At 61.1% G+C, this 24,280-nt stretch carries 34 protein-coding genes and 1 tRNA gene; 14 read left to right on the top strand and 21 right to left on the bottom strand.

What is annotated here, in order from left to right:
* Positions 1-9: 9 nt before the first annotated feature.
* The 16 genes from ACN20X_RS16105 to ACN20X_RS16030 form a co-directional block, all read right to left on the bottom strand.
* Positions 10-1,353 carry a PBSX family phage terminase large subunit gene (locus ACN20X_RS16105; RefSeq protein ID WP_473209589.1) on the bottom strand — a complete coding sequence of 448 codons (1,344 nt, stop codon included), beginning with the start codon at positions 1,351-1,353 and terminating at the stop codon, positions 10-12.
* Positions 1,350-2,018, bottom strand: coding sequence for a hypothetical protein (locus ACN20X_RS16100; RefSeq protein ID WP_473209588.1), 669 nt, complete (start codon positions 2,016-2,018; stop codon positions 1,350-1,352). The genes ACN20X_RS16105 and ACN20X_RS16100 overlap by 4 nt, the downstream gene beginning before the upstream one ends.
* Before the next feature lie 1,438 nt (positions 2,019-3,456).
* Positions 3,457-3,801, bottom strand: a complete 345-nt coding sequence (locus ACN20X_RS16095; protein WP_240479186.1) for an IPTL-CTERM sorting domain-containing protein — start codon at positions 3,799-3,801, stop codon at positions 3,457-3,459.
* Between the two features lie 663 nt (positions 3,802-4,464).
* Complete coding sequence (locus tag ACN20X_RS16090) at positions 4,465-4,743, bottom strand: hypothetical protein (RefSeq protein WP_473209587.1); 279 nt, start codon at positions 4,741-4,743, stop codon at positions 4,465-4,467.
* A gap of 383 nt (positions 4,744-5,126) precedes the next feature.
* Complete coding sequence (locus ACN20X_RS16085; RefSeq protein ID WP_473209586.1) at positions 5,127-6,575, bottom strand: PIN-like domain-containing protein; 1,449 nt, start codon at positions 6,573-6,575, stop codon at positions 5,127-5,129.
* 179 nt (positions 6,576-6,754) lie between these two features.
* Complete coding sequence (locus ACN20X_RS16080; RefSeq protein WP_473209585.1) at positions 6,755-7,066, bottom strand: hypothetical protein; 312 nt, start codon at positions 7,064-7,066, stop codon at positions 6,755-6,757.
* A gap of 83 nt (positions 7,067-7,149) precedes the next feature.
* Positions 7,150-7,716: a nuclease domain-containing protein gene (locus ACN20X_RS16075; RefSeq protein WP_473209584.1), complete on the bottom strand. Its 567-nt coding sequence runs from the start codon at positions 7,714-7,716 to the stop codon at positions 7,150-7,152.
* Positions 7,716-8,129, bottom strand: coding sequence for a hypothetical protein (locus ACN20X_RS16070; protein WP_473209583.1), 414 nt, complete (start codon positions 8,127-8,129; stop codon positions 7,716-7,718). The genes ACN20X_RS16075 and ACN20X_RS16070 overlap by 1 nt, the downstream gene beginning before the upstream one ends.
* On the bottom strand, positions 8,126-8,626 hold the full coding sequence (locus tag ACN20X_RS16065) for a recombination protein NinB (RefSeq protein ID WP_473209582.1): 501 nt from the start codon (positions 8,624-8,626) through the stop codon (positions 8,126-8,128). Before ACN20X_RS16065 ends, ACN20X_RS16070 begins: the two co-directional genes overlap by 4 nt.
* Positions 8,619-9,065, bottom strand: coding sequence for a hypothetical protein (locus ACN20X_RS16060; RefSeq protein ID WP_473209581.1), 447 nt, complete (start codon positions 9,063-9,065; stop codon positions 8,619-8,621). The genes ACN20X_RS16065 and ACN20X_RS16060 overlap by 8 nt, the downstream gene beginning before the upstream one ends.
* A complete protein-coding gene (locus ACN20X_RS16055) occupies positions 9,062-9,772 on the bottom strand; it encodes an HNH endonuclease family protein (protein WP_473209580.1) in 711 nt (236 codons plus the stop codon). Before ACN20X_RS16055 ends, ACN20X_RS16060 begins: the two co-directional genes overlap by 4 nt.
* On the bottom strand, positions 9,769-9,972 hold the full coding sequence (locus tag ACN20X_RS16050; RefSeq protein ID WP_392407919.1) for a hypothetical protein: 204 nt from the start codon (positions 9,970-9,972) through the stop codon (positions 9,769-9,771). The genes ACN20X_RS16055 and ACN20X_RS16050 overlap by 4 nt, the downstream gene beginning before the upstream one ends.
* Complete coding sequence (locus ACN20X_RS16045; RefSeq protein WP_154834791.1) at positions 9,969-10,625, bottom strand: DUF6475 domain-containing protein; 657 nt, start codon at positions 10,623-10,625, stop codon at positions 9,969-9,971. Before ACN20X_RS16045 ends, ACN20X_RS16050 begins: the two co-directional genes overlap by 4 nt.
* Entirely contained in the window at positions 10,612-11,613 is a 1,002-nt protein-coding gene (locus ACN20X_RS16040) for a DUF1376 domain-containing protein (RefSeq protein ID WP_473209579.1), read from the bottom strand. Before ACN20X_RS16040 ends, ACN20X_RS16045 begins: the two co-directional genes overlap by 14 nt.
* Complete coding sequence (locus ACN20X_RS16035; RefSeq protein WP_473209578.1) at positions 11,591-11,953, bottom strand: hypothetical protein; 363 nt, start codon at positions 11,951-11,953, stop codon at positions 11,591-11,593. Before ACN20X_RS16035 ends, ACN20X_RS16040 begins: the two co-directional genes overlap by 23 nt.
* Positions 11,946-12,203, bottom strand: a complete 258-nt coding sequence (locus ACN20X_RS16030) for a hypothetical protein (protein ID WP_473209577.1) — start codon at positions 12,201-12,203, stop codon at positions 11,946-11,948. Before ACN20X_RS16030 ends, ACN20X_RS16035 begins: the two co-directional genes overlap by 8 nt.
* An 82-nt stretch (positions 12,204-12,285) precedes the next feature.
* Between ACN20X_RS16030 and ACN20X_RS16025 the strand changes: the two genes are divergently transcribed.
* Together ACN20X_RS16025 and ACN20X_RS16020 are read left to right on the top strand one after the other, a co-directional pair.
* Complete coding sequence (locus ACN20X_RS16025) at positions 12,286-13,005, top strand: S24 family peptidase (protein ID WP_448677207.1); 720 nt, start codon at positions 12,286-12,288, stop codon at positions 13,003-13,005.
* Between the two features lie 520 nt (positions 13,006-13,525).
* Positions 13,526-14,077: a hypothetical protein gene (locus ACN20X_RS16020; RefSeq protein WP_473209576.1), complete on the top strand. Its 552-nt coding sequence runs from the start codon at positions 13,526-13,528 to the stop codon at positions 14,075-14,077.
* Between the two features lie 58 nt (positions 14,078-14,135).
* Here ACN20X_RS16020 and ACN20X_RS16015 read toward each other — a convergent pair whose 3' ends face one another.
* Entirely contained in the window at positions 14,136-14,822 is a 687-nt protein-coding gene (locus ACN20X_RS16015; RefSeq protein ID WP_473209575.1) for a hypothetical protein, read from the bottom strand.
* A gap of 277 nt (positions 14,823-15,099) precedes the next feature.
* Here ACN20X_RS16015 and ACN20X_RS16010 point away from each other — a divergent pair, with 277 nt between their 5' ends.
* From ACN20X_RS16010 to ACN20X_RS15955, 12 genes are all read left to right on the top strand, one after another.
* Positions 15,100-15,441, top strand: a complete 342-nt coding sequence (locus ACN20X_RS16010) for a hypothetical protein (protein WP_473209574.1) — start codon at positions 15,100-15,102, stop codon at positions 15,439-15,441.
* 13 nt (positions 15,442-15,454) lie between these two features.
* The gene (locus ACN20X_RS16005) at positions 15,455-15,664 is read left to right on the top strand and encodes a hypothetical protein (protein ID WP_473209573.1); all 210 of its coding nucleotides are present in this window, start codon (positions 15,455-15,457) and stop codon (positions 15,662-15,664) included.
* Positions 15,661-15,819 (top strand): hypothetical protein, encoded by a 159-nt coding sequence (locus tag ACN20X_RS16000; protein ID WP_238003424.1) that lies wholly within the window; start codon positions 15,661-15,663, stop codon positions 15,817-15,819. Before ACN20X_RS16005 ends, ACN20X_RS16000 begins: the two co-directional genes overlap by 4 nt.
* Before the next feature lie 85 nt (positions 15,820-15,904).
* Complete coding sequence (locus ACN20X_RS15995; RefSeq protein WP_473209572.1) at positions 15,905-16,657, top strand: ERF family protein; 753 nt, start codon at positions 15,905-15,907, stop codon at positions 16,655-16,657.
* Positions 16,654-17,775, top strand: coding sequence for a hypothetical protein (locus tag ACN20X_RS15990; RefSeq protein ID WP_473209571.1), 1,122 nt, complete (start codon positions 16,654-16,656; stop codon positions 17,773-17,775). Before ACN20X_RS15995 ends, ACN20X_RS15990 begins: the two co-directional genes overlap by 4 nt.
* 171 nt (positions 17,776-17,946) lie before the next feature.
* Positions 17,947-18,240 carry an H-NS histone family protein gene (locus ACN20X_RS15985; protein WP_473209570.1) on the top strand — a complete coding sequence of 98 codons (294 nt, stop codon included), beginning with the start codon at positions 17,947-17,949 and terminating at the stop codon, positions 18,238-18,240.
* 454 nt (positions 18,241-18,694) lie between these two features.
* Complete coding sequence (locus tag ACN20X_RS15980) at positions 18,695-18,907, top strand: hypothetical protein (RefSeq protein WP_392457127.1); 213 nt, start codon at positions 18,695-18,697, stop codon at positions 18,905-18,907.
* A 329-nt stretch (positions 18,908-19,236) separates the two neighbouring features.
* On the top strand, positions 19,237-19,947 hold the full coding sequence (locus ACN20X_RS15975; RefSeq protein ID WP_392457126.1) for an HNH endonuclease signature motif containing protein: 711 nt from the start codon (positions 19,237-19,239) through the stop codon (positions 19,945-19,947).
* On the top strand, positions 19,944-20,234 hold the full coding sequence (locus ACN20X_RS15970; protein WP_473209569.1) for a hypothetical protein: 291 nt from the start codon (positions 19,944-19,946) through the stop codon (positions 20,232-20,234). The genes ACN20X_RS15975 and ACN20X_RS15970 overlap by 4 nt, the downstream gene beginning before the upstream one ends.
* Positions 20,235-20,294: 60 nt before the next feature.
* A complete protein-coding gene (locus ACN20X_RS15965; protein ID WP_473209568.1) occupies positions 20,295-20,477 on the top strand; it encodes a hypothetical protein in 183 nt (60 codons plus the stop codon).
* A gap of 13 nt (positions 20,478-20,490) precedes the next feature.
* Positions 20,491-20,700 carry a hypothetical protein gene (locus tag ACN20X_RS15960; protein ID WP_309279503.1) on the top strand — a complete coding sequence of 70 codons (210 nt, stop codon included), beginning with the start codon at positions 20,491-20,493 and terminating at the stop codon, positions 20,698-20,700.
* A 192-nt stretch (positions 20,701-20,892) separates the two neighbouring features.
* On the top strand, positions 20,893-21,951 hold the full coding sequence (locus tag ACN20X_RS15955; protein WP_473209567.1) for a tyrosine-type recombinase/integrase: 1,059 nt from the start codon (positions 20,893-20,895) through the stop codon (positions 21,949-21,951).
* Between the two features lie 25 nt (positions 21,952-21,976).
* Here the strand turns inward: ACN20X_RS15955 and ACN20X_RS15950 are convergent.
* The 4 genes from ACN20X_RS15950 to pal all read right to left on the bottom strand — a co-directional run bounded on the left by ACN20X_RS15950 (position 21,977) and on the right by pal (position 24,272).
* Positions 21,977-22,052 (bottom strand) — tRNA-Lys (locus ACN20X_RS15950).
* A gap of 68 nt (positions 22,053-22,120) precedes the next feature.
* Entirely contained in the window at positions 22,121-22,948 is an 828-nt protein-coding gene (locus tag ACN20X_RS15945; RefSeq protein ID WP_016446826.1) for a tRNA threonylcarbamoyladenosine dehydratase, read from the bottom strand.
* Entirely contained in the window at positions 22,948-23,730 is a 783-nt protein-coding gene (gene ybgF / locus ACN20X_RS15940) for a tol-pal system protein YbgF (protein ID WP_016452859.1), read from the bottom strand. The genes ACN20X_RS15945 and ybgF overlap by 1 nt, the downstream gene beginning before the upstream one ends.
* The gene (pal, locus tag ACN20X_RS15935) at positions 23,730-24,272 is read right to left on the bottom strand and encodes a peptidoglycan-associated lipoprotein Pal (RefSeq protein WP_016446824.1); all 543 of its coding nucleotides are present in this window, start codon (positions 24,270-24,272) and stop codon (positions 23,730-23,732) included. Before pal ends, ybgF begins: the two co-directional genes overlap by 1 nt.
* Between the last annotated feature and the right edge of the window lie 8 nt (positions 24,273-24,280).

Below are 24,280 nucleotides of genomic sequence, written 5' to 3'. Positions count from 1 at the left end.
GGTACGGGATCAGCGTGCCATGCCGCCCGCGCGTCGCCTGAGAGGCACAGCGCCCGCAGTGTCGTTGTCCATCAGCGGCAGGGCCATGTTGATGTAGCGCCACACGTCCGCGCCGTGGCTGGCGTCATCGTGCAGCGGTGGCCCGGGCTCGCCCGTGCGCGGGTCGATCTGGCGCTTGTACCGGCTCAGGCAGTCCAGCAGCTTGGCGCAGCGCTGGGCATCGATGTAGGCCGAGGAGAAGATGCCGCGCGCCAGACGGATCCCCGACTCCAGGCCCGCGCGCTCCAGCACCTCCACCTCGCGGCCCATGTCCTCCAGGATCTGCTGGGCCGTCTGGCCGGTCTTAAAGTCCCCATGGGCGCCATCGTGCGGCAGGAAGTCCGTGCCCCAGCGGTACGGCAGCTTCTCCATCTGCTCCACGTACCATTCCAGCGTCTTCTGGTTGTCCTGCATGAAGTTGATGACGCGGAAATCCATGGCCGTGCGCTGCACGAAGGCGATGGCCATGTTGTCGGCCCAGCCCAGGTCCCAGACCGTGTGCACGGGCAGCTTGGGGTTGTAGGGCACCAGGCACACGCGCTCTTCGTTGTACAGGCGCTCCACCTCCTTGGCGTAGATCGCGCCGGCCAGCGTGCGCTTGGGGCGGCCCTCCCAGACGTTCCAGTAGGTGTCCGGGTCGCGCTTGAAGTGCCGGCGGCGCTCCTTCTCCAGCACCTCGGGGAACCAGGGGTTGTCGCGCCAGTTGATTTCGCACAGCCAGGTGTCGCTGTCTGCGGCCTCGATGAACCGCGCATAGGTGGCGTCCGTGGCCAGGTCTGGGTTGAGCGTGAGCCAGATTTCCGAGCCAGGCCGGCGGATGGTCGGCACCAGCACCTCCCAAGACCGCGCGCTGACGCTCTGGGCCTCTTCCACCCATACGATGTCAATGGCCTCATAGGACTTGATCGAGTCCACTGTGTGGCTCTGCAGGCCCGCAAACAGGATCAGCGTGCCGTTGGCGCCGCGGATCTCCGTGTCCAGCACCTCGTAGAAGCCGCCCAGGCCCAGGGCCGCAATCTGGTCGGACAGCAGGCGGTGCACCGAGTCGCGCATGGACTTCTGGATCTCGCGCGCGCACAGGATACGCAGGGGGCGGTTGCTGCCCATCACCAGCAGGGCCATGGCCACGGACCAGGACTTGGCCCCGCCGCGCCCGCCGTACATGACCTTGAAGCGCTTGGGCTGGAACAGGCCGCGCAGCTTCGAGGGGAACTCGACCCGGACGCGCGAGCGGTCTACCTCGTAGTCCTCTGCGAAGTCCGGCTCCTCATCGGCCAAGTGCGCGGCCTGCAGGCTTGCGGACAGCAGACTCATGCCCCCTCCCCGTCGCGCGGATCGTTCTCCCGTGCCGGCGCATCCACGAAGTGCAGCTCGAAGTGGCCCACGTTGCCGCCGCCGTTTGGCCCCTTGCCCGCGTCCTTGTCGTTCATGCCGAAGGCCTGGCGCTCCATGTCCACCACGATGCGCAGGCTCTCTGCCAGCACCTTCATGGTCTTGGAGCGCTCCGGCAGGCTGATGACCTTCTGGTAGAGGTCGTTCAGCTTGTCCATGCCGTTGTCGTCGGGCGCGCGCAGCATCTCGCCCAGTTCCTGCAGGTAGGCCACCGTGTCCGCGTCCGCCATCTGCTCCAACTCATCCAGCAGCGCGTTGGTGATCTTGCGTGCCCGCTGGATGTCCCGCCTGTGCGCCAGCCGGATGGTGGCCACAGCCTGCGCATTCGCGTCCACCACCTCACGTTCGGACGCAGTACGCTCCGCGCGTACCTCGCTGCGTACCGCCTCTTTGCGTACCAGCTGCTCTGCCTTCTCCTGGATGCGCTCCGACAGGTCACGGCTCCAGTCGTCACGCTTGGCCCGCTTGCGGATCGCCCCCTCGCTGATGCCCTGCTCCGCTGCGATCTGCCTCAGGCTCTTGATGCCAGCCCTGTAGTCCAGCTCGATGCGCTCCCACTGCGGGGCCTGCTTTTGTTCCTTGCTCATCCTCCCGAAGCTGGCAGGCTTGGGACGGCATTCCGCAAAACAACCCTGAGGAAGCAGCTCTGTCGCAGGGCATACAGGCGTACTGCGCTGAACACGAGTCGTGTGCCGATCCTGGCGCGGAGTCCTGATGACACGTAACATAAAACAAGGCCCGCAATTGCGGGCCCTGCTTCCATCACAGACTAGCTTTTGCGCCTACTGCAGCCTCAAGGGCGCAACGATCGGCGAGGGAAGGCCAATCTGAGCTGCCGTAACGGGCTGCAGCAGCCAGCCGTACTGGCCCCCGGTAGAGGTTCCGCAACTCGAGTTGTCAAACCCTGTGATACCTGTCGGCATAACGGCCAGGACCGTTCCGTTGGACTGAGGTGTCGCCGAGGTCACCATGAATGAGCCCAGCGAAAGCGACCATACAACCGTCTTGGCGTAGATGGAGCTTGCCGTCGTGGGACTGCCTGAATTCAAGTAACCTTCACCTGAGCAGTTGCCAGGGCCCGTGCCTTTGTAATAGATCTGAGCGTTGGGAAGCGTCCCATCCCAGGACATCACCATCAGGTGGCCCGTGCTGGTCACGAGAGTGATGTTATTCCGCGCCGCGCTCACCACCTTACCCAGGGTCACATTGTTGGCGTCAACCAAAGTCACGCCACCGCCGGCAGGACCAGCAGGCCCTGTCGCGCCCGTGGCACCGGTCTCGCCTTGAATACCCTGGGGACCCGTCGCACCCACATTGCCCGAAGCTCCTGTGGTGCCGGGGACACCCTGGACGCCTTGTATACCCTGCAAGCCCTGAGGACCCTGCGGACCTATGGCACCGGTATTGCCCGTGGGGCCGGTGGCACCCGTGGCGCCCGTCGCACCTGTTGGGCCTGTCGCTCCTGTCTCACCAGTAGCGCCCGTCTGACCCGTGGCTCCCGTCACGCCCGTGGCGCCTGTCGGCCCCGTTACGCCTGTCGCTCCAGTAACACCTGTCGAGCCCGTGGCTCCCGTCGCCCCTGCGCCTGTAGGACCCACGGGACCGATAGCCCCTGTGGCGCCCGTGGGTCCTGTTGCCCCCGTCGCACCCGTGGCTCCTGCGCCAATGCCTGGAGCGCAATGCACCAGTTGTCCCGTCACGCCATCGACACACAGCAGCTGGCTGCCAGTGGCTGTATCGGCCGGCAAAGCCGGAACCACGACTTCACCTGTGTTCTGTACACGCAGACGCTCGGCCCCTGCCGAATTTTTGATAATGAAATTTCCGCCTGGAGGCATGGTGATGCTGACATCAGCAGCGTGCGCGACAGGCGCGAGGAAGCCAGCGCTCAGGCACAAAGCAAAAATCAGGCGAGAAGGTACGTTGATTTCTTTACGGGACATAGTTCAGCTGCCGTTGAGATAAAGCACTTGGGCACCCTGCGCCAGACCTACGAGCCCAGGATGAAGAGAGAGAATGAACAGCTCAGAGTGTTGTACGGCTACGACGTTGGCGAGCCAGGGCCAGACCACCAAGCATCAAGCTCATCAACATCAGCCCATAGGTACTGAGCGTGGGAATGCTTGCCGGAGAAGTCACCACCGGTGCCCCGATCTGCACATTTCCAGGTACGGTGCTACCACTGGGATTCGACAACGTGGCGCCAGGCCCCATCGTGACAACGGCAGTGCCCGGGCCAGAAGAAGTCAGCACGACCGGCCGACCAGGAGTGCCCAGGGTCAGCGTTCCAAGAACCGTCAGGTTGGTGCCCGCCGGCAGGACGATGGTGGGAGGGGTCGCGGTGGTGCTGATCAGCGTGAGATCTTTCACGACGATATTTCCACTCAGTTGAAGAACAGAACCGGGCGCACAGCTGTCCGACAGGACTACGCTGCTGGCTCCCAGATTCAACGGCACGGTGCTTGTGAGGTCCCCACTGACGTTCAGTTGCCCCCCCGTCCCAGTGACGGTAGCCCCTGAGTCGAAAGCGAACGAACCTGTGTCAAAACTTCCCGTACCCAAAGTCAACTCGCCTTGCATGAGGACCGCCGTGCAAGGAAGCTGGAAAGAGCCCCCAGCAAGATCAATGCTGCTCCCCGGCGGCACGACCATCTGCCCCCAAGCCGATCCACACACCGCTGCGCTCAGAACCAGCGAAGCAACGCCCCGCTTACCAAGTCCTACCATTTGATGATCTCCGCGACGGGGCGTCATGCCCCCTAATTTTCAAGCGGGCATGCAACCTCCCTGGTGCACGCCCGAGCGGCACGATCATCAGATACAAAATAGCATTTAGTTAACAAAAATTAACAATTGATAGCCTCGTTTCATTTATTGAAAGCTATTAACAATTAGCGTGCTACCCAACTGAAGCGCGTCTGTTGCCAATGAAAAAAGCCCTGGCCGGTTTGGCACAGGGCTTGTTTGACCAAAGTGTGCGAGCGCAGCGCCCTGGCCTCATGGCAGCAAGACGAGCTTCCTCTATCTGGGCATCTACAGGCGGCGCGCAGCGATCTGCAGGCGCTCGGCTAGCGTGGGCTTTGCAGCCAATCGCTCGGCCGTGCCCAACACACCGTCACGGCCCGTTGCCGCCCGCGCAATCAGGGCCGTACCCAGCGCACCGCTCACCAAGCGGCCCACGCCACTTTCCGTCCGCCGGGCGTGCCGCAGCGCCAAGAGGCCAGCACCGAGCACCAACCAGTGCTCGCCCGTAAACCCCTTGCGAGAGTCATCCCACTTGCGCAGATCCTGGATCTTTTCTGACATCGCCATTCATTGCTCCTGTTTCTTCAGAGCTTTCATGGTGGGCCAGCAGCGGCCTGAAGGCTGTCGGTGCCTAAACAAATTTCCGGTAGCGTGAATCCTACATCCGCGAGGAACATCACGGCGCCGTCCTCCCGGTACGCGTAGACATCAGCGCATGGGCCCATGTTTCAGGAGAAATCATATGATCGATCCGGTATCTATGCATTGGCTCCGAACTCCTACTGGCAGCCCTTTTTTCCTTATATTTCGAAGTGGGCAGACTTGAAATGATATGCACCTTCATAAGGAAAATTAATTTATCCAATCACCAAATACATTCAAAATAATAGCTCCACCAATAGTTGATTTATTAGAAATATACATTTATCTTCAACAAATTAAATTCACTACTAATAGAAATCCCCCTCATCATTATCTCCATTGAAGTTATATTCATACTCCATTACCGGCGAAAAAACCCCATCATCCAAATACCCAATTAAAATTGCATCCACTTCATATTTTTGAGAAAATTCTGCAGCCACCTTCATCACAAGATCATCCAATTTATAAATAGACTGAACTCTATCTTCATCAGTAACAATGACGAGAGTCAATTTTGAAATCTCCACATTGTTTAAAATACGATTAGCGACAGACAAACCACTTCTAATCCTTCTACCCTTAAGATATCCTGCGATATCTGCCGAATATCTAACCTCATATCCGTGAAGGCCAGTTTCTTCTATTACCACAAAATCAGGCGAACCTTTGACAGCTCGGCGAACCGGTCTTCCCATCTTTTGCAACCAACGTCCTACCCCTCTCTCAATTTCATTGAGACCGCCAAAATCATGTATTTCAACGATCGATTGATTCATAGAATCAAATGACTTCACTGTAAATGCGTCAATCGATTCAGAAAACACAGGGCCAACACTCGCGATTTGTTTTATTTCGTTAACGGATTCAGAAGAAACTCTTGCTCTAAAATATAAATTAGCATGTTCTACGAACTGATGAGATGTATACATCCAAAAGAGCTTTACTCCGCCTTCTCTTTCAATTTCACGCACTAGCTCTGGATGAGGTCCAACAGTTTGTCCTTCTTCCCGCCTCCACCAGTCTTCTTTTCTATCTCCCGTAATAAATAGCACTGCTTCAGATTTCTCTGTTTTTAGTTTTTCCAGTAATTGTTTCCACAAAATAAGATCACCGAATTTTCTCTGAAATTTTATACGATCAAAAATAAAAACTGCTTCATTGGGATTTTTCTCTTTCTCGACATCAGCAAACCCGGGAGGTATTTTCTCCTTATAACGCTCTTCGCCGTCGCTTATCATCGCATCTAGGGCAGCTTGATCATTCGGTTTTTCCCCAACACGGCCTTCAAACAAATCATCAAGACGACTGCGGACATTATCATCACCAGATATATCCTGCTGTGCCGAATGTGTGGCCTTAATAGCCTCCAGTAACTTCTGATTAGCCTGCTCAAGTTCATCAAGCAAAGGTCCCGAGCTAATCCCTAACCCCCTTTTATCGATTTCTAACTTCTCAACCTTTGACTTTATGCCATCAACTAGTGAACTAGCCAATTTCAGAACCTCTTCAACCGATTTGCGCTCTTTCGCGATTACAGACAAGCGCCTGCGCTGAAACTCCAGAGCTACTTGATGAGGTATCCAAAGACGTGCCTTAAGACTCTCCAAAACACCGAACAAATCATCCCTAGCCGCTGTAGGCAATCGATACAAATTAAGCAAGACATTAGTATCTAAAACTATTAGCGCCTCTTCCCAGAGCTGCTTATATTGATCATCGCTTGGCGAGTAGTAGTCATAAAAGCTAGATCGCATAAATCCACCTAATCAAAGAAAATTAATTAGCCCAATGAACCTCAAAGTATAAGAATATTTTTAGAAAATATACATAACTTGAAATTACTCGAACGCAACGAAGAAAATTTTGCAATCAGTCTAGCAGATTCATATCATTAATTACATAGTTAGACCACGCGTTTTCAAACCTCATTGATCTATGCATCATTGACCGCATCTCTTCGAAGACGGTACCGCGAGACTGGCTTGCGCGCTGGCAAATCGGTGAACCTGCTTTCCACCAAGCCCTCGCGCACCAGATACAGCAGTGCCCAATCGATCTCTCCCTTGCTGCAGCCCAGGGCTAGGATCAGTTCGGAATGGAAGAACCAGCGCCCGGGGGCCTGGCGTAGAAACCGCAGTAGCACGTCGGTGCCACTGCCCGGGCGGATGACGCCTTGAGGGCGCGGGTTGTTGCGCCGCGTGCCCTCCTCCTGCCGGCCCTCCAGCTGGCCAGCCATCCAGTCCATGCAGCTCAAGTGGGGCCACCTTCTTGTTTTTGCGTGTCGTCGCGGTTCATCTTCGCGGCCTTGGTTTCCAAGGTGGTCCTCTTTCAAAAATCCAGAATAGGCGTGGCGTTGAGCAGGCCCAGCGCCCACAGCACAGCGGCGCGGTCGCGGGCATCGATGTTTGGGGCGCAGGCCAGCGCACGCCATGCCAGGACTTGGCGCAGGTGCGCGGCCATGAACGCGGCTTCCTTGCGCGCAGCAGGCGCAGGCCCCTGGTCCAGCCAGGTATGGCACGCCGCACAGCCCCAGGCGCTGTAGTGGTCGTCGGCCTTCCTGCGCTCGCCCTTCCCGTGGATGGACAGATTGCTGTGGCAGCAGACCACGGTGGTGGTGTCGTTCGTGCAGATCCCGGGGACCAGCAGCAGGCACTGCTGACCCTTGGCCAAGGCACGCAGGCGCGGGTTGCGCTGGGGCACGGTCTTCGGCGCGGGCAGGGCCTGGTACTGATCGATGACGGCCACAGTGGCGGCGCGCGGCCGGGCCTCGGCCATGGTGCGGGCAGCACGGGCCTCCAGGCGCTGCTCGCGCGCCAGCTCGTGGGCAGCATGGGAGACAGGAGCGACCCGCCGGCGGAACCCTGCCCCGCCGGACTTGATGGCAGTGCGGCGCATCAGGACGGCTGCTCCATGAATAGGCCCAGTTGCTGGCCTCCCTGCTCCACCAGCCCACGGCGGGCCAGCGCACCGGCACGCCAGCGGGCGCGCATGGCCTCGGCCTGGAGTCCGGTGATTTCGGTCCTGCGGTCGCCGCTGTCGTGGCCTGGGCAGTAGTCGATGCTCTCTGCCCAAGAGCCATGGCCGCGCATCCGGAAGAACATCGTTCCAGCGCTGTGGACACAGGCCCGGCACAACGGCGCATCGCAGGTATGGACTGCCCGGTACCGGATGGGGATCGCGTGCGACGGCGCAGCCAAAAGGTGCGGCGCCTTCTGCTCCAGCTCGCCCCGCTTGCGCTCCCAGCCCAGCCAGGTATCGCACAGCAGCTCGGCCTTCCCGCCGCAGAACAGGCATTTGCGCGCGGTCATGGGCACACCCCGCCAATCACCTCGCCCGTGTCCGGGTGGGTCTGCTCGCGCTCCCACTCCTCGAAGGTCGCCGGGAACTCCACGTCCAGGTCGCTGATGGCGTGGGCCATCACGCGGTCGATCAGGTCGCCGTACTCGCGCACGCCCAGGCTCTCCGTGCTGATGCGCTCCTGCGTCGTGGTCGTGGCGCCGCTGATCGGGTCATGGTGCGTCACCGCACGGCTGCCCAAGTACTCGGCGCGGAAGTGCTCCTTCCAGGTGGCCTTCGAGTGCCGGCGGCCGTCGATGACCACCTGGCGCGCGATCTCGGCCAGCACGAAGTCGTGATAGAAAACGCGCTGCCTATCGGTCTTGGCGTCCTCGTGCAGACGCACGAACACCTCCAGCCGGCGGCCGGCCTCCCACTGCTGCATGCACCAGGGCGCCACGCGCTGCAGGAAGTTGGCCCGGGCCTGCTCGGGGCCATCCCAGCGGGCGTGCAGGGCAATCTCAGCCATGGCGGCCTCCTCGCAGATCCGCAGCGCGGCGATATGGCCAGGCCACCATGGCCGCATCGCGGCTGTGCTCGTTGCTCGGTCCCGCCCAGCCCGTGACGGCCGCGAAGCGCTTCGCATCCAGCTTGCCGCCCTTCCCTGCCGGGCTGATGCCGTGGGCCGGGATGCCCAGGTCTGCGCAGTGCGCCGTGATGTCCGCACAGCGCGCGTCCACCTGGCCGACGTTGCGCGCCATCTTGGCGCTGGCAGCGCCGGTCTTGCCGCGCGTCCAGGTGTGCGACTGCAGCCGGCTGTCTTCGAAGACCACGCGCGACGGCATGCGCGCGGCCAGCGTGCGCTCGATGTGGTGCGGCGGGATCGTCAGCAGCTCCACCAGCTGGCCGTCCACGAAAACGGCCACGCCCGTGTTGGCTCCGGGGTCCATTCCAAGGATCACAGTCATGCCCGCGCCCTCCCCGGGATCAGCGCGGTGAACATGCCACCCTCTTCCCGCCACGTCTCGTTCCTGCGGATCTGGCCGATGGTGGGCTTCGACACGCTGTAGCGCTCTGACAGCACTGTCTCCGATTCAGCGCTCGCACGGATGGCCCGCACCTTCTCGATGGTCAGCTTGCCGCGCGCTGCCTGTTGTGCCCGGGCAATGCGCAGCTTGGTCAGGGGTGTGAGGCTGCGGCCTCGTGACTTGTCCGCGCGAGTTCCCAGCTTCATGTGCTCGTAGGCCACGCATGCGGGGTCGTCACAGCCCGCGCGCACGGTCTGCTGCAGGCCCAGCGGGCCGCGTTTGATCGTCCACACCACGCGGCGAGCTGCCGTGGGCGGGCCGTCAGGTCCGAAACGGACCATAGGGCCGCGGCGCGGGTCGATGTAGCCCGTCCAGATCAAGCAGCCATCCAGGGTGCGCCGGCATTTGCCTTCGATCAGCTGCAGGCGCAGCTCGTCGGGCATCACCCAGTCGGTGGTCACGTAGTGCGGGAAGCGGTCCAGCTGGATCAGCCGTATAAGGCCCTGCCCCGTCAGCTCATCGATGATGGCGCGCAGTTGGGCGCGGGCTGAATCAGACATCGTGCCGGCCAGAGCGGCGTACTGCACGGGACCGGCCTCGATGGTGGCCAGCACCTGGTCGCGGGCAAATTCAAACCTGCGGGTCATTGGGAATTCCTGAGCGAGAAGTGGTACACGCCGAACCCATCGGGGCCGGTGCTTTCGGGTCGGACGCGGCCGGCGCGCACGGCTGCCTCGGCCTCCACTTGGTTGACGGAGATTTCGCGGCCCTGCTGGACCGCGTAGAAGCGGAACCCGGGCCGGTAGCGCAGCACGGCGCCGGACTTGAGCAGCTGCAGCAGCGTCATGCGTCGCTCCTGTTTGGGGCAGCACGCTCCAGCAACTGCATTGCTTTGGCAGGTAGCGAAGAAATCAGCGTCTTGCCAGCGGCATTTCCGTTGGACAACACCGCGATGGCACGCTTCTGCTCGCCCACCAACGCCGGGCGCGGCAGCGGGAGCCCGCGACTCGTGTATTCGAAGTCGGGCGAACGATCACCAGCCAAGCGGCGCTGATACTCGAAGTGGCCCCGCCCGGTGTACGCGCGGTGCGCTTCGCAGAAGCGATGCTGCAGGTAGGACAGCTCCTCCAGGTCGGTGCGACAGACCTTCGGCCATCCCCCCAGGTCCTCAATGACCGCGTGAATTGCTGGATCGTCAAACACCACGTCCGAGTAGCCGCCGACAGCACTCATCGCCTCGTGGACCTTGCCCCATGCGATGGCAGCCCGATCGGTAGCGGTGCCCTGCAGGATGCGCGCCAAGTCGGCGACCTTGGGGGCGAACTGGCCGCGCTCAGGGTCGATGCAGTGCCGCTGCATCGCGGCGCTTATCTGCTCCAACTCGAAGCCGTGGCAGGCGTTCCACCACAGGTCCAGCACGAAGTTGCTGGCGTCCTGGCGGTAGTACGCCAACACATCGGTCACGAGCTGCCCAAAGGCCGCCCGGTCAATTTGCTTCATGGGTCTCTCCTTGCGCTGCCCACGCGCTGGCAACGCTGCGATTGCGGGCCTCCTGGGCCTCCTGGCGGTTTGGTTGGCGGCGCTCTCCGGTTGCGCCCTGGCACGTCGCCTTGAGGTAGGCAACCGGGTCCGCAGGACGAGCCACTACGGCGGCACGAACGGCTTCAACGACCACGGCATCGCCGTAGTCCTTGACCAGCTTTCCGACGAACGAACCGCACTGAGCCCTCGGCATCCCAGCCTCTGCGAGCAGCGACTTACCGGCGCGCCACAGCTCGTCTTTGGTCATGTCGCCTGGCGTGTTGGGGGCGGGACCGCCCGTACCGTCAGGTACGGAATAAATAGGTTGTCCCTGTCCCTGTCCCTGTCCCTCTCCCTGTCTCTTGGAGTGGGTTTCGCCAGGGACATATGGCCCTTGTCCATCGGGACCGGGTTGGCTGTCCCCAGGGACAACGCCGCCTTGTCCCTCGGGACAAGAGCCCTTGTCGCCAGGGAGTGGCAAAGGCTGTCCCGCAGGACGTCCCGAGGAAATCCACTCCTCGTACGAGGGACGTCCCACGCTTGTCCCGTGCCTGTCGTTGTGCTTTTTGATGCGCGCGCACTCTGTCCGCCAGCGCTGCATCAGCTTTGAGGCCCAGGCATCCCGGGCCTTTTCTGCCACCACGGGATGGTGATAGCGGCCATCACTGCACAGCACCCAGCCATGCATGGCGCCCTCGCGCACACGCTTCCACTTCGGATCGATGCGCCCGCGCAGGGCATAGCCGGCCTGCTTCGCAATCCAGGCATCGTTGTCAGGCATGGAGCCCGCTGGCACTTGGTGCCAAGCCGCTGACCACAGGAGCACGGCAGCCCAACAGGCATCCGGCGTTTCATTGGCAGCAAGGTCCGAGTCACGCAAGCGCGCGACATCGAGAGGCATGAAGGCGAAATCAGCGAGGTCGCAATCCTCGGGAACCAGGGGCTCAGGCAGTTGTTGCTCGTGCATTCCCCACCTCTTCCTCGGCCGCAGGCAGACCAAAGGTCTCCGGCGGGGCTCCAAGCGCTTCCACCAGCAGCGGATTGCCCCGCAGCTGACGCACGATCAGACTTGCCTCATGCAACGCTTCTTTCGCATGTTCTTCCAATACCGCCTCGATGTAGGCCGGGCGCTCCATGCCCCTGGCCCTGGCCAGCGCGTCCAGCACGCGCAGGGTGTTGGCATCGCACTGCTGCCGCAGCTCCATGGTGTCGGAGCAGCTGGTGCGGCCCGCGCCGCGTGCGAAGGCGACCAAGCGACGCATGGCTTGACGCATGGGAGTAGCGGTGTCTGGAGATTTCTCAGCCATTGCTGGCCTCCCCGCCATATGCCTTGGTACGCGCCTCATGCTGCGCCTTAGCTCGTTCTGTAAGCGGAAGATCTGCCAGAACAAAGCGCCCGCACCCAACGGCAACCATCACATCAGCGAGGCCCAGTTCGACGCGACCGCCGCCATAAATGAGTTTGTTGAGCAGACCCGGCGTGGTACCGCAAAGCGCGGCGAACTCAGCACGCCCAGCCCGATCCAGCTCGGAGAAGAACAGTTTGAACGAATTCATGCCTCACATGATACCCCAAGGTACACAAAGAAGATACCTCAGGAACCTTGTACCTGTGGGTATATGTTTGGACAATGGGCCCATGGACAACCATGCGCGGCTGCAACAGCTTCTTACAATCGTCTGCTCTCGCTTTGCCGGAGGAAACCGTGCTGCCATGGCACGGGCGATCGGCAAGGACGCGAGCTATATCAACCGGCTTTTCTATCCCCAGGACAAGAAGGGCGCCAAGGGCATCGGCCAGGAGTTGATGGATGCAACGCGCGCTACTTTTGACCTGCCTCGCGGCTTCTGGGAGATGACTCCCGAAGAGGCTATGGCCACTCTGGAGTCCACGCCGTCCATGACTGGAAATGCCGACCAGAAACCAGCACGAGACGAGATAGTGATTCGACAGTATTCAACCGGCGGCGCCATGGGCGGCGGCTTGGTTTTGCGCGATCAGCCAGGTGTGATCAGGAGTTGGAGCGTCAGTAGCGAGTGGGCGCAAAAGAACCTTCCCTATGTGACAGCCTATGAAAATCTCTCGATCGTGACCGGGTTCGGAGATTCCATGTTGGGGATGTTCAATCCTGGCGATCCTTTGTTGGTGGACACAGGCGTACGGGAATGTGAGTTCGATGGCGTGTACTTTTTCTCAGTTGATGGCGAGGGTTTCATCAAACGCCTTCAGCGCATACCCGGGGAAGGAATCTTGGTGATTAGTGAGAACAAGAAGTACCGAGAGTGGTACATCAAGCCAGGTATGAACTTCCAGATCCTGGCCAAGGTGTTGCGCGCCTGGGAAAGCAAAATCTACTGATCTTTCCTCCCCTCTAGCTGAGCCACCCATGCGGTGGCTTTTTTTTCGTCCATCGCCCGACATCGGCACAAACGAATGGCAACGAGCAGGCAGAACAATACCCAACAATACCTCAAGGTCTTTCCCAAAGGTATTGCATCTATACAATACCCAAAGGTACATTTCATCCCAGCGACAACGCAAGCCGGGCAGCTCCGGCATACCGCAGGGTCGTTCTGGGGAACGGTGATCGGACCAGCCCCGCCGCAGTTGGGATCAGATCAGCGGCCTACAAAAGACCATCGGCGCACTGCCTCACTGAACCAGCCACTGCACACGCAGGTAAGAGCTGCCGGGAGACTGGGACAGGCCCCGCGAAGTCCACACCCTGGGGCTGAATACGGGGTTGAGGCAAACAGGGTTGCCAAGAACAGAAAAGCCCTGCGCGCAAGCGCTGACAGCTCGGAAAGTACGGGCGAAACAAAAGCGGCCTCGAAGAGAGGCCGTTTCTGTTTCCGGTTCACTGATGTCAGGAGATCAGATGTTGGATGTGTTTGACGGCAAGCCTGCGCATGTCAGGCTCTTCATAGGCGTTGCCGGCCAGGTACGTGAACGGCTGATCGAGGGACTCGGGCTCGTCGCCATAGCAGTAGCGTTGCCAACGGCGCTCCAGGCCGCGCCGCTTCCATCGGCCAGCACTGGCCCACAACTCTACGTATGCGCTGTGGTGACGGGAGAAGCTGCCCTCGAGGAGTTGGAGTGTGGCGCATTCGTCGGCTCTGACATCTTGTCCCAACAGCTCGGTGAGCTCCGGCAAGAAGGCTCCGCAAAATTTCATGCGCGCTTGGCTGTAGAGCATGTGCCGCGCCTGGACATGCCCGAAGACGGCGGTAAGGCATCCGCCCAGGACCACGAGCAGCACGTCGCGCAGGCTCGCAAGAACATCAATGACCATAAAAATACTCTAGATGTTTTCTGGCTGTTGCTTGGTGCATTCATTGGACTTTTTGCACTGCATACAGGTCTAATCGATGAGATATCCAGGGGGTTCTACGAGCGGCTGGACTCACTGATTGAGTGGCTGAAAAAGTAGGTGGTAGACGCATCTCAGAATGCCACCACAGATCGAAATTGCACGGGCACCGTAATCTTCAGCTTGATGCAGGAATCACCTGCCAAGCAGAGCCGACTCCAAATGCGGCTTTGCAGCGAGGGCAGGACTCTGCTTGCATCGAAATCAGGTTATCGCAGTTCGGGCAGGTACCCTTTGGGCCGTTCTGCAGCGCGGTTTTTTCGCTCGCGTCACGCAGCAGCTGGAGGTCTTTGGCCTCCGCTACAGGATCTTTCCAATCGGAAGCTACCAACAGCCTGTGTTTGGCTGCAGAAAACTGTTCTTCCGTTAACACGCTGGCATTTTTCTGAGCTTCGAGCACTCTCAAGCGCGTGTCAATCCAGGCTGGATCAAGTCGGCGCAGCTTCACATATACGGCAGCGAGTGCCATGCGAAGAGCTCCTGGCTCCATCTCCCCATAGTGCAGATGTAACTCGCCGAAGTTCGTGACGATGTTAAGAAACGTGTGGATCTTTGAGCGCGTGGTCAGGAGATTTAGTACGCCAGCGATAGCGATACCTTGAAGCGCACCATCAACGCCGAAGCCACCACCAATGAAACCGCCACCGCTGGTCACGCTCCCAGGCCCGGAAATTTGCAACTCGGCGAGCTCAACATAACCGAAGGACACAGTGCGGCTTGCCCCGAGGCAGTGCAAATTATTTTCATCAAAGGCCAGGTTGACCTTCCCTCCGACCGAGAAGGGAAACCCATTGGAACCTAGCACGGTGCAATCTTGTAAGTGCAGCCTATTGAAATGACCTGTAGACATATTCCCTCCATTTGAACGCCGCACATTGTGGCTCATGTCTCGACTAGAGCCGCTGCCAGGCACTCGCCTTCATCAAACCATCACGCTGGCGCCCTTCCCCAGGACGCCGCCGCGATGGAGCCGGAGCCATCCGGCAATCTCAACCTTTGGAGTGGGTTCTGACCCGGCTCCATCGACCCACTCACAAGGGCCTGCACACGCAGGCCCTTTTTCATTTCTGGAGGCCCAGCCTATGAACGCACGACTCCCCTCTATCTGCTGGGCCTCAGTGGCCGCTGCAGAGAACGCGGCGCGCTACGACCGCGCCGAGGCAGAAGACGCCGAACTGGACACCTACGTCCGCGAGTACTACGGCCCGCCCTTCACTGCCGAGTTTGTGCAGGAGGCCCTGCAGGCCGCGCAGTACGAGCTGGCCAAACAGATCGCCGCCGCCAGCGAGCGCATGGGCCAGAGCCTGAACCCCGAACACCCGCAGCTGACCGTCATGGGCATTTCCATGGACGAGTGGCTGCGGGCCTATGCCCGCCAACGTGCCCGCGAAGACATCGCGGACCTTCAACGAAACCGCCACTGATCGAGGAGCCACCATGCACCAACGTGACGAAATCCCGGACCCGCCGCCGCTGGCATGGCTGATTGCCATGCTGCTGGGCATCAGCCTGCTGTGCCTGCAGGCAACGCTTGACGATGAGCCCGCCAAGGCCCCGCCCGCCACCGTCAGCGCGCTGGCGTGCCCCGGCATGCATGCGGAATGGCTGGACGAGAGGCAGGTGGAATGCCACCGCGAGAAGCCATGAATCTGGCTGACCTGACCGACGCCGAGAAGGTGCCTCTGCTGCTCGAAATGCTTGAGGAGGCAGGGGAACAACTGGACCGTGCGTGGCCCGCTGGCGGGCGCCGCTACCTGTCTGCCGTCCGCGAAATGCGCGGCGATCCGGAAGACCCGGAATGACCGCCCTATCCACCAAGCGCCACGCCGGCGCCGACCATCGCCCGCTACTGCGGGCGTTACTTTTTCCGCAACCTCCGAGGTTCCCATGAACGCTGTTTCAAAGACCGAAGCGGCAGCCATTGACCTGATGCCGACGGCAAACGCCGCGCCCGCTGCCCTGGTCATGTCCCCTGCTGCGCACTTCCTGCTGACGCTCCAAGAGCGCGGCGTGCACCCCGAGCAGATCGAAAAATTGATGGATCTGTGGGAACGGGGTGAGCGCCGAGAAGCCGAAAAGGCCTACAACGATGCGCTGGCGGCTTTCCAGTCCAAGGGGATCAGGATCGTGAAGCGCAAGGCGGTGGACTTCACCACCATGAAGGGCCGCACCAGCTACATGCACGCCGAACTGGACGACGTGGTGCAAGCCGTGGGCCCAGAGCTGTCCGCCCACGGCTTCTCACGGTCCTGGGAAACCAGCCAGGCGGGCCGCGACATCACCGTGACCTGCAAGCTGCGGCATCGTCTGGGGCACAGCGAGAAGATATCGCTCACGGCCCAGCCCGACGAGACGGGCGGCAAGAACGCCATCCAGGCGATCATTTCCACCACGACCTACTTGCAGCGGCACACGCTCAAGCAGATCACGGGCGTGGCCGAGGCCGGCGAGGATGACGACGGCCAGGGCGGCGCGGCTGCACCTCTCTCCGAACTGGCTCAAGACTGGGTGGACTACATCATCAGCGTGCGCGGTACCGACAAGTTCGCCGAGGCCTGCCGCGAAGGCCGTTCCGCCCTCACAGAAGACCGCGTCGGCCTCATCGCCTTCAACGCTGCCGCCACAAGAGGCGCGCCATGAGGCCCATCCTGTTTCGCTGCTCGAGCATCGGCAAGTTGATGACCGCGCCCGCGAGCATCGACCCCGCGCTGATCACGCCCGAGGTCGAGGCCATCCAGGCCAAGAAGGAGCGCACAGACCAGGAAAAGGCCCTGCTCGAAGACCTCAAGCTGCGCACGCTCAGCGAAGGCGCCAAGACCTATATCCGCGAGCTGGTGCGGCAGGAAATATGGGGCGTGGACTTCAACTTTTCGAGCAAGTACACCGAGAAGGGCAAGGCTGTGGAAGCGGAAGGCCTGACCCTGCTGAACCGCGTGCGCGGACTGACCCTGGTCAAGAACACCGAGCGGCGCAGCGATGGCCAGATCACGGGCGAAGCCGACACCGTGGACCTGGGGCCGCGCCGCTGCGGCCACGACCTGAAATGCTCGTGGAGCCTGCAGACCTTCCCCGCATTCGTGCGCGACTGCCAGGACTCGCTCTATGAATGGCAGATGCGCGGCTACATGCGACTTTGGGACGTGGACCGCTGGGAGGTCAACTACACCATGGTCAACACGCCCGAGGAACTGCTGGGCCAGTATGAGCCGCAGCAGCTGCACCTGGTCGAGCACATCCCCGAGCACATGCGCCTGACCACCTGGGCCATCGAGCGCGACCGTGCGCTGGAGGCGCAGATGGACGTGAAGCTGGAACTGGCCCGGGCGTACTACGCGCAGTGCATCGCGGAATTCGCGGCCACGCACCCGGAGCCAGCGCCTGCCGCCAGCGGTGAAGCGCTGCCGCCGCCCGAGTTGATCGGCTTCGACCTGGCCACGCAACCTGATTTGCATGTCGAGGTGGAGATTGCACCCATCCCTGCGCTGCAGCCCACACCACCGGCCGCACCCCAGCCGGCGGCACTGGACCAGCAGCAGCTGCAGGAACTGGTGGCCTGCGGACAGACGTTGAAGCTGGGCCAGATCAATGCGCGCCTGGGCATCTTCGAGATAAGCGCCACGACCGCCAACGCGGTGGGAGTCCAGACCGTCAAGGACCGAGGAGCAGTGCACATGCCAGCCACCAGCTTCGCAGCGTTCTGCAATGGCTTGATTGCGCACATCACCGACGTTCGTGACAGCTTCCAGGCCCAGCCATGAACCTTCGCAGCGTTTTCCTTGGCCTTGCAGGCATGAGCTTGCTGGCCGACAGCATTGGCTTTGCCGGTGCATTCCTCCTGGCGGCCGCAATTGCGGCATGACCAGAACTTTTCGTCCATGGCCCTACCAAATGAAGGCCCCCTTTTTCGAAACCCTACCGGAGAAAAAACAATGAGCGACTACAAGACCCTGCTGCAGCAAAAGGCCGAGCTGGATGCACGCATCGCGGAAGTAATGAAAGCCGAAAAGGCTGGTGCGGTGGCAGAGGTCCGCACCATGGTTCAGCAGTACCAGTTGACCGAGCAAGATGTTTTCCCTACCCGCGGCCCCAAGTCGAAGGGTTCTATGGGCGAACCCAAGTTCCGTGACCCTGAGACTGGCGCAACCTGGACGGGCCGGGGCAAGCCGCCGAACTGGATTGTGGGCAAGGACAGGGAACATTTCCTAATCGCGCACACCGTCTGACCCCAGAGGCATGAGCACAGCGCGTACAGCGCGCTGTCCTGATACCTTCTCCCGCAGCCAAGCCAGCCTGCGGCCTGGAGATACCGCAAGGTCCGGAAGCAGCGTCTTATAAGAACGGCCAACAGTTAAGCAACGACCGGCCGATACACCACGCAAGGGGGTGCGCGCCAAGTCTAGGCGACTCCCCAAGCCCCTGGATGCGAGACTGCCAGGGGCTTTTTCGTTCATGACAGCCCCCGAGACGGATCGTTTGCAAAGACCGCGAGCAGTTCCTGACATTTCCTGAGGGCATGGGTACAGGGCGCGAGAAGCGCCCTCTCGCGATGGGCTTCGCTGCCCTGATACGCGTCTACATACAGGTAATTGTTGTTACCCAAACGGTTTTCCGCTGGAAATCAGAGTAGTGTGAAAAAAGTTGGTCATTTTCGGTCAACACACAGGACCGGAGGTCCACATGAAAGTCAAAGACACAAAAGGTTCATTTAGACGGCCAAATAAATATTCTCTTCCAGATATTGATAGCCATGCTGTATCTAACGATGACTATTTCCGCACGCCTGACCCACCACGCAAGAAAAAAGTTAGCGATTGGGAGACAGAATCTACTATAAATTTGGATTCTGCTGAGTTGCGGAACGCACCTTCTCCCTACCTCAACGGAAGATAATTGGAGTTCAATATGCTTTCACAACCTCGCACCCCCTGGGAAGTCTTCTGGGATTCCATCAAAAGTATCTTTTCTCCAGGAGTTCAGATAGAAGCACTTGATAGCAAAAAAAAGAATGACCCTTTATCCAGAGAGGAACGAAGGATTTATGAAGAAGAAAAGCAAATTAATCGAGATGCTTAGCTAGGCAAACCTTCGTTAACCAAATGAAAGCCACTCAACAGTGGCTTTTTTTCCGTGCGTGAGCACAGCGCGTGAAATGCGCTGTCCTGATCTCTCCCTCTTCAAAAAGCCAGCCACAAAGCTGGCTTTTTGCGTTCTGGACCAGCATGAGCCAAGTCACTCCCCCCGCATTGCGCCCTCAGGCAAGTTGGACTGCGCAGCATATTGCCAAATTGCGCGCCCTATACCCCGACACGCCCACCAACCAAGTCGCCCAGGTCCTGGGCTACAGCACGTCAACGATCTACCGCCAGGCCGCGGCCCTGGGGATCAAGAAATCCCAGGCCTTCAATGACAGTGAGCACAGCGGCCGAATCCGGCGCGGCAGGGATGACCCTCGGATGGTGGCCACGCAGTTCCAGCCAGGCCTCACGCCATGGAACAAAGGCGTGCCGGGATCGACGGGGCACCATGAAAACACCCGGGCAACGCAGTTCAAGACGCGCCGGCCCGAAGAGTCCCGGAACTACCTGCCCATCGGCAGCCTGCGCGTCACGCGCGACGGGCTTCTAGAACGCAAGATGACCGATGACAGGAGCATCGTCCCCGCCCGGCGCTGGACAGCGGTGCACCGGCTCGTCTGGGAGGCCGCGAACGGCCCTGTGCCAGAGGGTCACATCATCGTGTTTCGGCCGGGCCAACGCACGACGCAGGAGGCCGAAATCACAGCTGATCGCCTCGAATGCATCAGCCGCGCCGAGAACGCGCGCCGCAACCATCCCGCCCGCAAGTCTCCCGAGCTGGCCAAGCTGGTTCAGCTCAAGGGCGCCATCACCCGCCAGGTCAACCGCATTGCCAAAGAGAGCCAACCAAAATGAGCACACCGCACATCACGCACGTTCGCCAGCAGTTGCTGGACACGCTGACAGATCTTCGCAACCGCGATCAGCCCATGGACGTAGACCGCGCCCGGGCAGTGGCTCAGGTGGCCTCTGTGCTGGTGGACACAGCCAAGGTCGAAGTGGAGTACTTGAAGGTCACGCACTCGGAACGGAGCGACTTCCTCGAAACCCCGCCTGCGGCACCGCAGCTGCCGGCCCCCAGCAGCACGCCAACGGCGCACAACCCCTTCCCTACGTCAGCCCGCCACACCCTGGCCGGTTGATCGACCTGCCCCACTCTGACCCGGCCCGCCCAGCGCGGGCCGCTTCATTTCTGCATCCACATGTCCAAGACCACACCCCAGAAGCCCTACACCCCTCCCAGCAACTGCTATCAGGGCATCGAGCTCAAACCTCACCCAGGCCTGCCCGCAGCGCGCATGTACGCCTTCACGCTGCCCAGCCGCGTCGGCGGACAGCTGTACTACCCAGCCCCCTCGCGCCGCGTCGAACCCTTCCCTGCCTGATCTGGAGCCTCCGATGACGATGATCAACACACCTCTGGTGCTGCTGGCACAGCAGTGCGGCGGCACCTTTCACACGCCCGGGCCGACGCGCGCCATTCGCGGCATGTGCTTCACCTTCGAGCAGTTGGAAACACTGGCGGAGCAGCTGCGCTCGAAAGCAGCTGCGTCGCCCAACGCCCACCAAGCCCAGGCACCGGAACTGGCCGCGATGCCGAATGAGTGAAACCGCACTCACCCTCAAACAGGCAGCCGAGCGGCTGCAGGTTTCCTACGGAACCGTCTTCGAAAGGCGGCACGAGATCGCCTTTCGCCTACCCGGATCGCGCATATGGCGCATCTGGCCATCCGCCCTTGCCGCCCTCAACAAACCTCGCAACAATGTCACCCGGCTATCGTTGCGGAACCAGGATAGTGAATGCCCATCCGCAAAGATCAAACTTCCGGAATCTGGTGGATCGATCTACGCACGCCAAGCGGCGAAAGAGTTAGACGATCTTCTAAAACGACCGAGCGCAAGGCAGCTCAGGAATACCACGACCGCCTGAAGGCGGAGATGTGGCGGCAGGACAAGCTGGGGGAACAGCCGCAGCGGCTTTTTGAGGAAGCTGCCGTTCAATTCCTCCGTGCCTCTGCCGGACAGAGCGACTACGACACCAAGGTTCGGCACGTCGCGTATTGGCGCACCGTCTTCGGCGGCAGGCCCATCAGCTCTTTGACAAGCGACGTCATCCTTGACAACCTGCCCACGCACTTCGTACGCCACGGCTCCACTGTTCAGCGGCCCACGTCGCAGAGCACCAAGAATCGGTACATCGCCACCCTGCGGACCTTGCTCAACATGTGCGAGAAGATGCAGTGGCTTGGCCGTGCTCCCATTCTCAGCAACTACCGGGAACCGGCGGTTCGCATTCGATTCCTGACTCGCGAGCAGGCCCGCGCCTTCATCACAGCTTTGTCTCAGGACTGGATGCGGGACATCTGCCGCTTCGCCCTTTCCACGGGCATGCGGAGCGCAGAGATCCTCACGCTGACCTGGGATAAGGTGGACCTCAAGCGCTCGACGGCTTGGGTCAGCGCCGACGCCTCCAAGTCGGGTTCCGCGCGAGTGGTTCCGCTCAACAGCGAAGCGCTGGACGTGCTGAACGCGCGCCCCAAAGGCGTCAATGTCTTCACGCGGCCTACCGGGGCACCTGTGAAGCAGGTCGATGCGCGCATTCTTGCCCGGGCCTTCGCCGCTGCCGGTGTCGAAAATTTCCGCTTCCATGACTTGCGGCACACCTGGGCGAGCTGGCATGTCCAATCCGGCACCCCCCTGTTCGTGCTGAAGGAGCTGGGAGGCTGGAAGACGCTGGAGATGGTGAAGAAATATGCCCACCTGGCGCCGGAGCATCTGGCCCAGTACGCAAACGCGGTCATGTTTTGGTCAGAGCAGACCCCCGAAGACAAGAAAAAAGCCCCTACGCTTGTGGCGTAAGGGCTTGATTTCATTGATGTTTATTTGGTGGGTCCTGCGAGATTCGAACTCGCGACCAACGGATTAAAAGTCCGCTGCTCTACCGACTGAGCTAAAGACCCGAACCACGCTTTGCATGCATCAGATGCTGCTCAGCGAAGACATAGATTCTAGCACCAAATTTTACGCCTCAATTCTTGATGCGGCTCAGTTGATCGATGATCCAGCCTGCGGCGCATTGGCCGAAGGTGGCGGTGACGGTTACCACCGAGCCGTAGCCGTGGCAGTTGAGCGTGCCGTCGCCTTCGATGGCGCAAGAGGCATCGGGCGGGGCGACGGCCTCGCGGCTGAAGACGCAGGCGATGCCGATGCGCTTGCCTTCCTTGGGTGCGCCATGCTCGCGGCGCAGGCGGTAGCGCAGTTGGGCCAGCAAAGGGTCGTGCGTGGTGGCGCTGAGGTCTTCGATGTCCACCTTGTGCGCCAGGCGCTTGCCGCCGGCCGCTCCGACCGAAATGAAGCACTGGCGCGTGGCGCGCGCATGGGCGGCCATGGCAGTCTTGGCCTTGACCTGGTCACAGGCGTCGATGACGGCGTCCGCGTTCTGGGGCAGCAGGCGCAGCCAGTTGTCCGGATCCACGAAGTCGTCGATGCAGTGCACGCGGCAGGCCGGGTTGATCTGGGCAATGCGCTCGCGCATGGCTTCGATCTTGGCCTGGCCCACGGTGGTGGAGAGCGCGTGAATCTGGCGGTTGATGTTGGACTCGGCGACATGGTCCATGTCGATGAGTGTGAGCTCGCCCACACCGCTGCGCGCCAGCGCCTCGGCGGTCCACGAACCCACGCCGCCGATGCCCACCACGACGACGTGTGCGGCGCGGATGCGCGCGGCGCCCGGCACGCCATACAAGCGCTCCAGGCCGCCGAAGCGGCGCTGCAGGTCGGCATCAGAAAAAACAGCGCCTGCTTCAGGCGCTGTCTTGTCTTCTCCCGGAAGGGATGAAGAGACCGTGTCGTTCATCACTTGAGACTGGCGAGACGGTTCTTGGCCGCGGCTGCGGCTTCGGCGTTGGGATAGGCCTTGATCAGGTCTTCCAGCGTCTTGCGCGCGCCCTTGGTGTCCTTCATCTCGATCTGGCAGTTGGCGATGGACAGCGCCGCCTCCGGCGCCCGGCCATGCATGGGGGCTGCCGCCAGCAGCGCGCGGAAGTTGGAGATCGCGTCCTTGTAGTTGCGATTGGCGTACTGCGCGTTGCCCAGCCAAAAGCGTGCCGAGGGCACGTAGCCGCTCTTGGGCCACTGGTTCAGGAAGGACGAGAATGCCGTGCCGGATTCGGCAAAGCTGCCTGCGCGGAACTGCGCCAGCGCGGCTTCGAAGTCGCGCTTCTCTGCCGGGTCGGCCGCGAATTCCTGGCCGTCCACCGTCACCGTGACCGGCTCGAACTGGCGCAGGCGCTCGTCCACGCCCTTGGCGATGTCGCGCTGGCCGCGCTGCAGCTCGGCCACATCGCGCAGCAGCTGCTCGTTCTGGCCGCGCAGCTTGGCTTGCTCGGACTTGAGCTGCTCGATCTGCGACTGCAGTTCGAGCAGGCCACGGCGCGTTTGCGCGCTTTCCTCGGTCATGCGCTGCTGCGACTGCTGCATGCTGTCGACACGCTGGCGCATTTCGAGGATGGCGCGGCGCGCCTCGTCATCGCCGAACAGCGCGGCATGGCCGCTGGCGGCGTAGCCGACCATCAGGCCGGCAGCCAGCAGCGTGCGCAGCGCGGTGCGATGCAGGATCGGGGAGCGCTGCATGTTCATCAACGGTAGGACAGTTCAGCGCGGCGGTTTTGCGCGTAGGCGTCTTCGGAATGGCCTTCGGAGGCAGGCTTTTCCTTGCCGTAGCTCACGGCTTCCATCTGCGCGTCGCTCACGCCCAGCAGGCCCAGCGAGCGGCGCACGGCTTCGGCGCGCTTTTGGCCCAGGGCCAGGTTGTATTCGCGGCCGCCGCGCTCGTCGGTGTGGCCTTCGATCTGGACCTTGCGTGCAGAAGACGCCTTCAGGAAGCGTGCATGGGCTTCGATCTGGGGCTGGGCATCGGCCTTGACGACGTAGCTGTCGAAGTCGAAGTAGACGATGCGGCTGACGCCCTGGGGACCTGCCTTGTCGGCAGCCGAGCCGGTCAGGTCCACGCCCGAGATGCCGCTTTGCGAGGTGCTGCCGGTGCCGGCACCGCTGCCCTGGCCCGTGCTGGAGGCGCCCGCGTCGGTGACCGGGGTTTCGTCGAGCTTGACGCCCGAGCTGCAACCTGCCATGAGTGCGGTGACTGCAAGTGCCAGGGAAAGTCGTTTGATGGTGATCATGAAAAATC

The sequence above is a fragment of the Delftia sp. PX-1 genome, from assembly GCF_055797465.1.
Note: the sequence above shows the minus strand (reverse complement) of the source record. Positions and strands in the feature narration are given on the sequence as shown.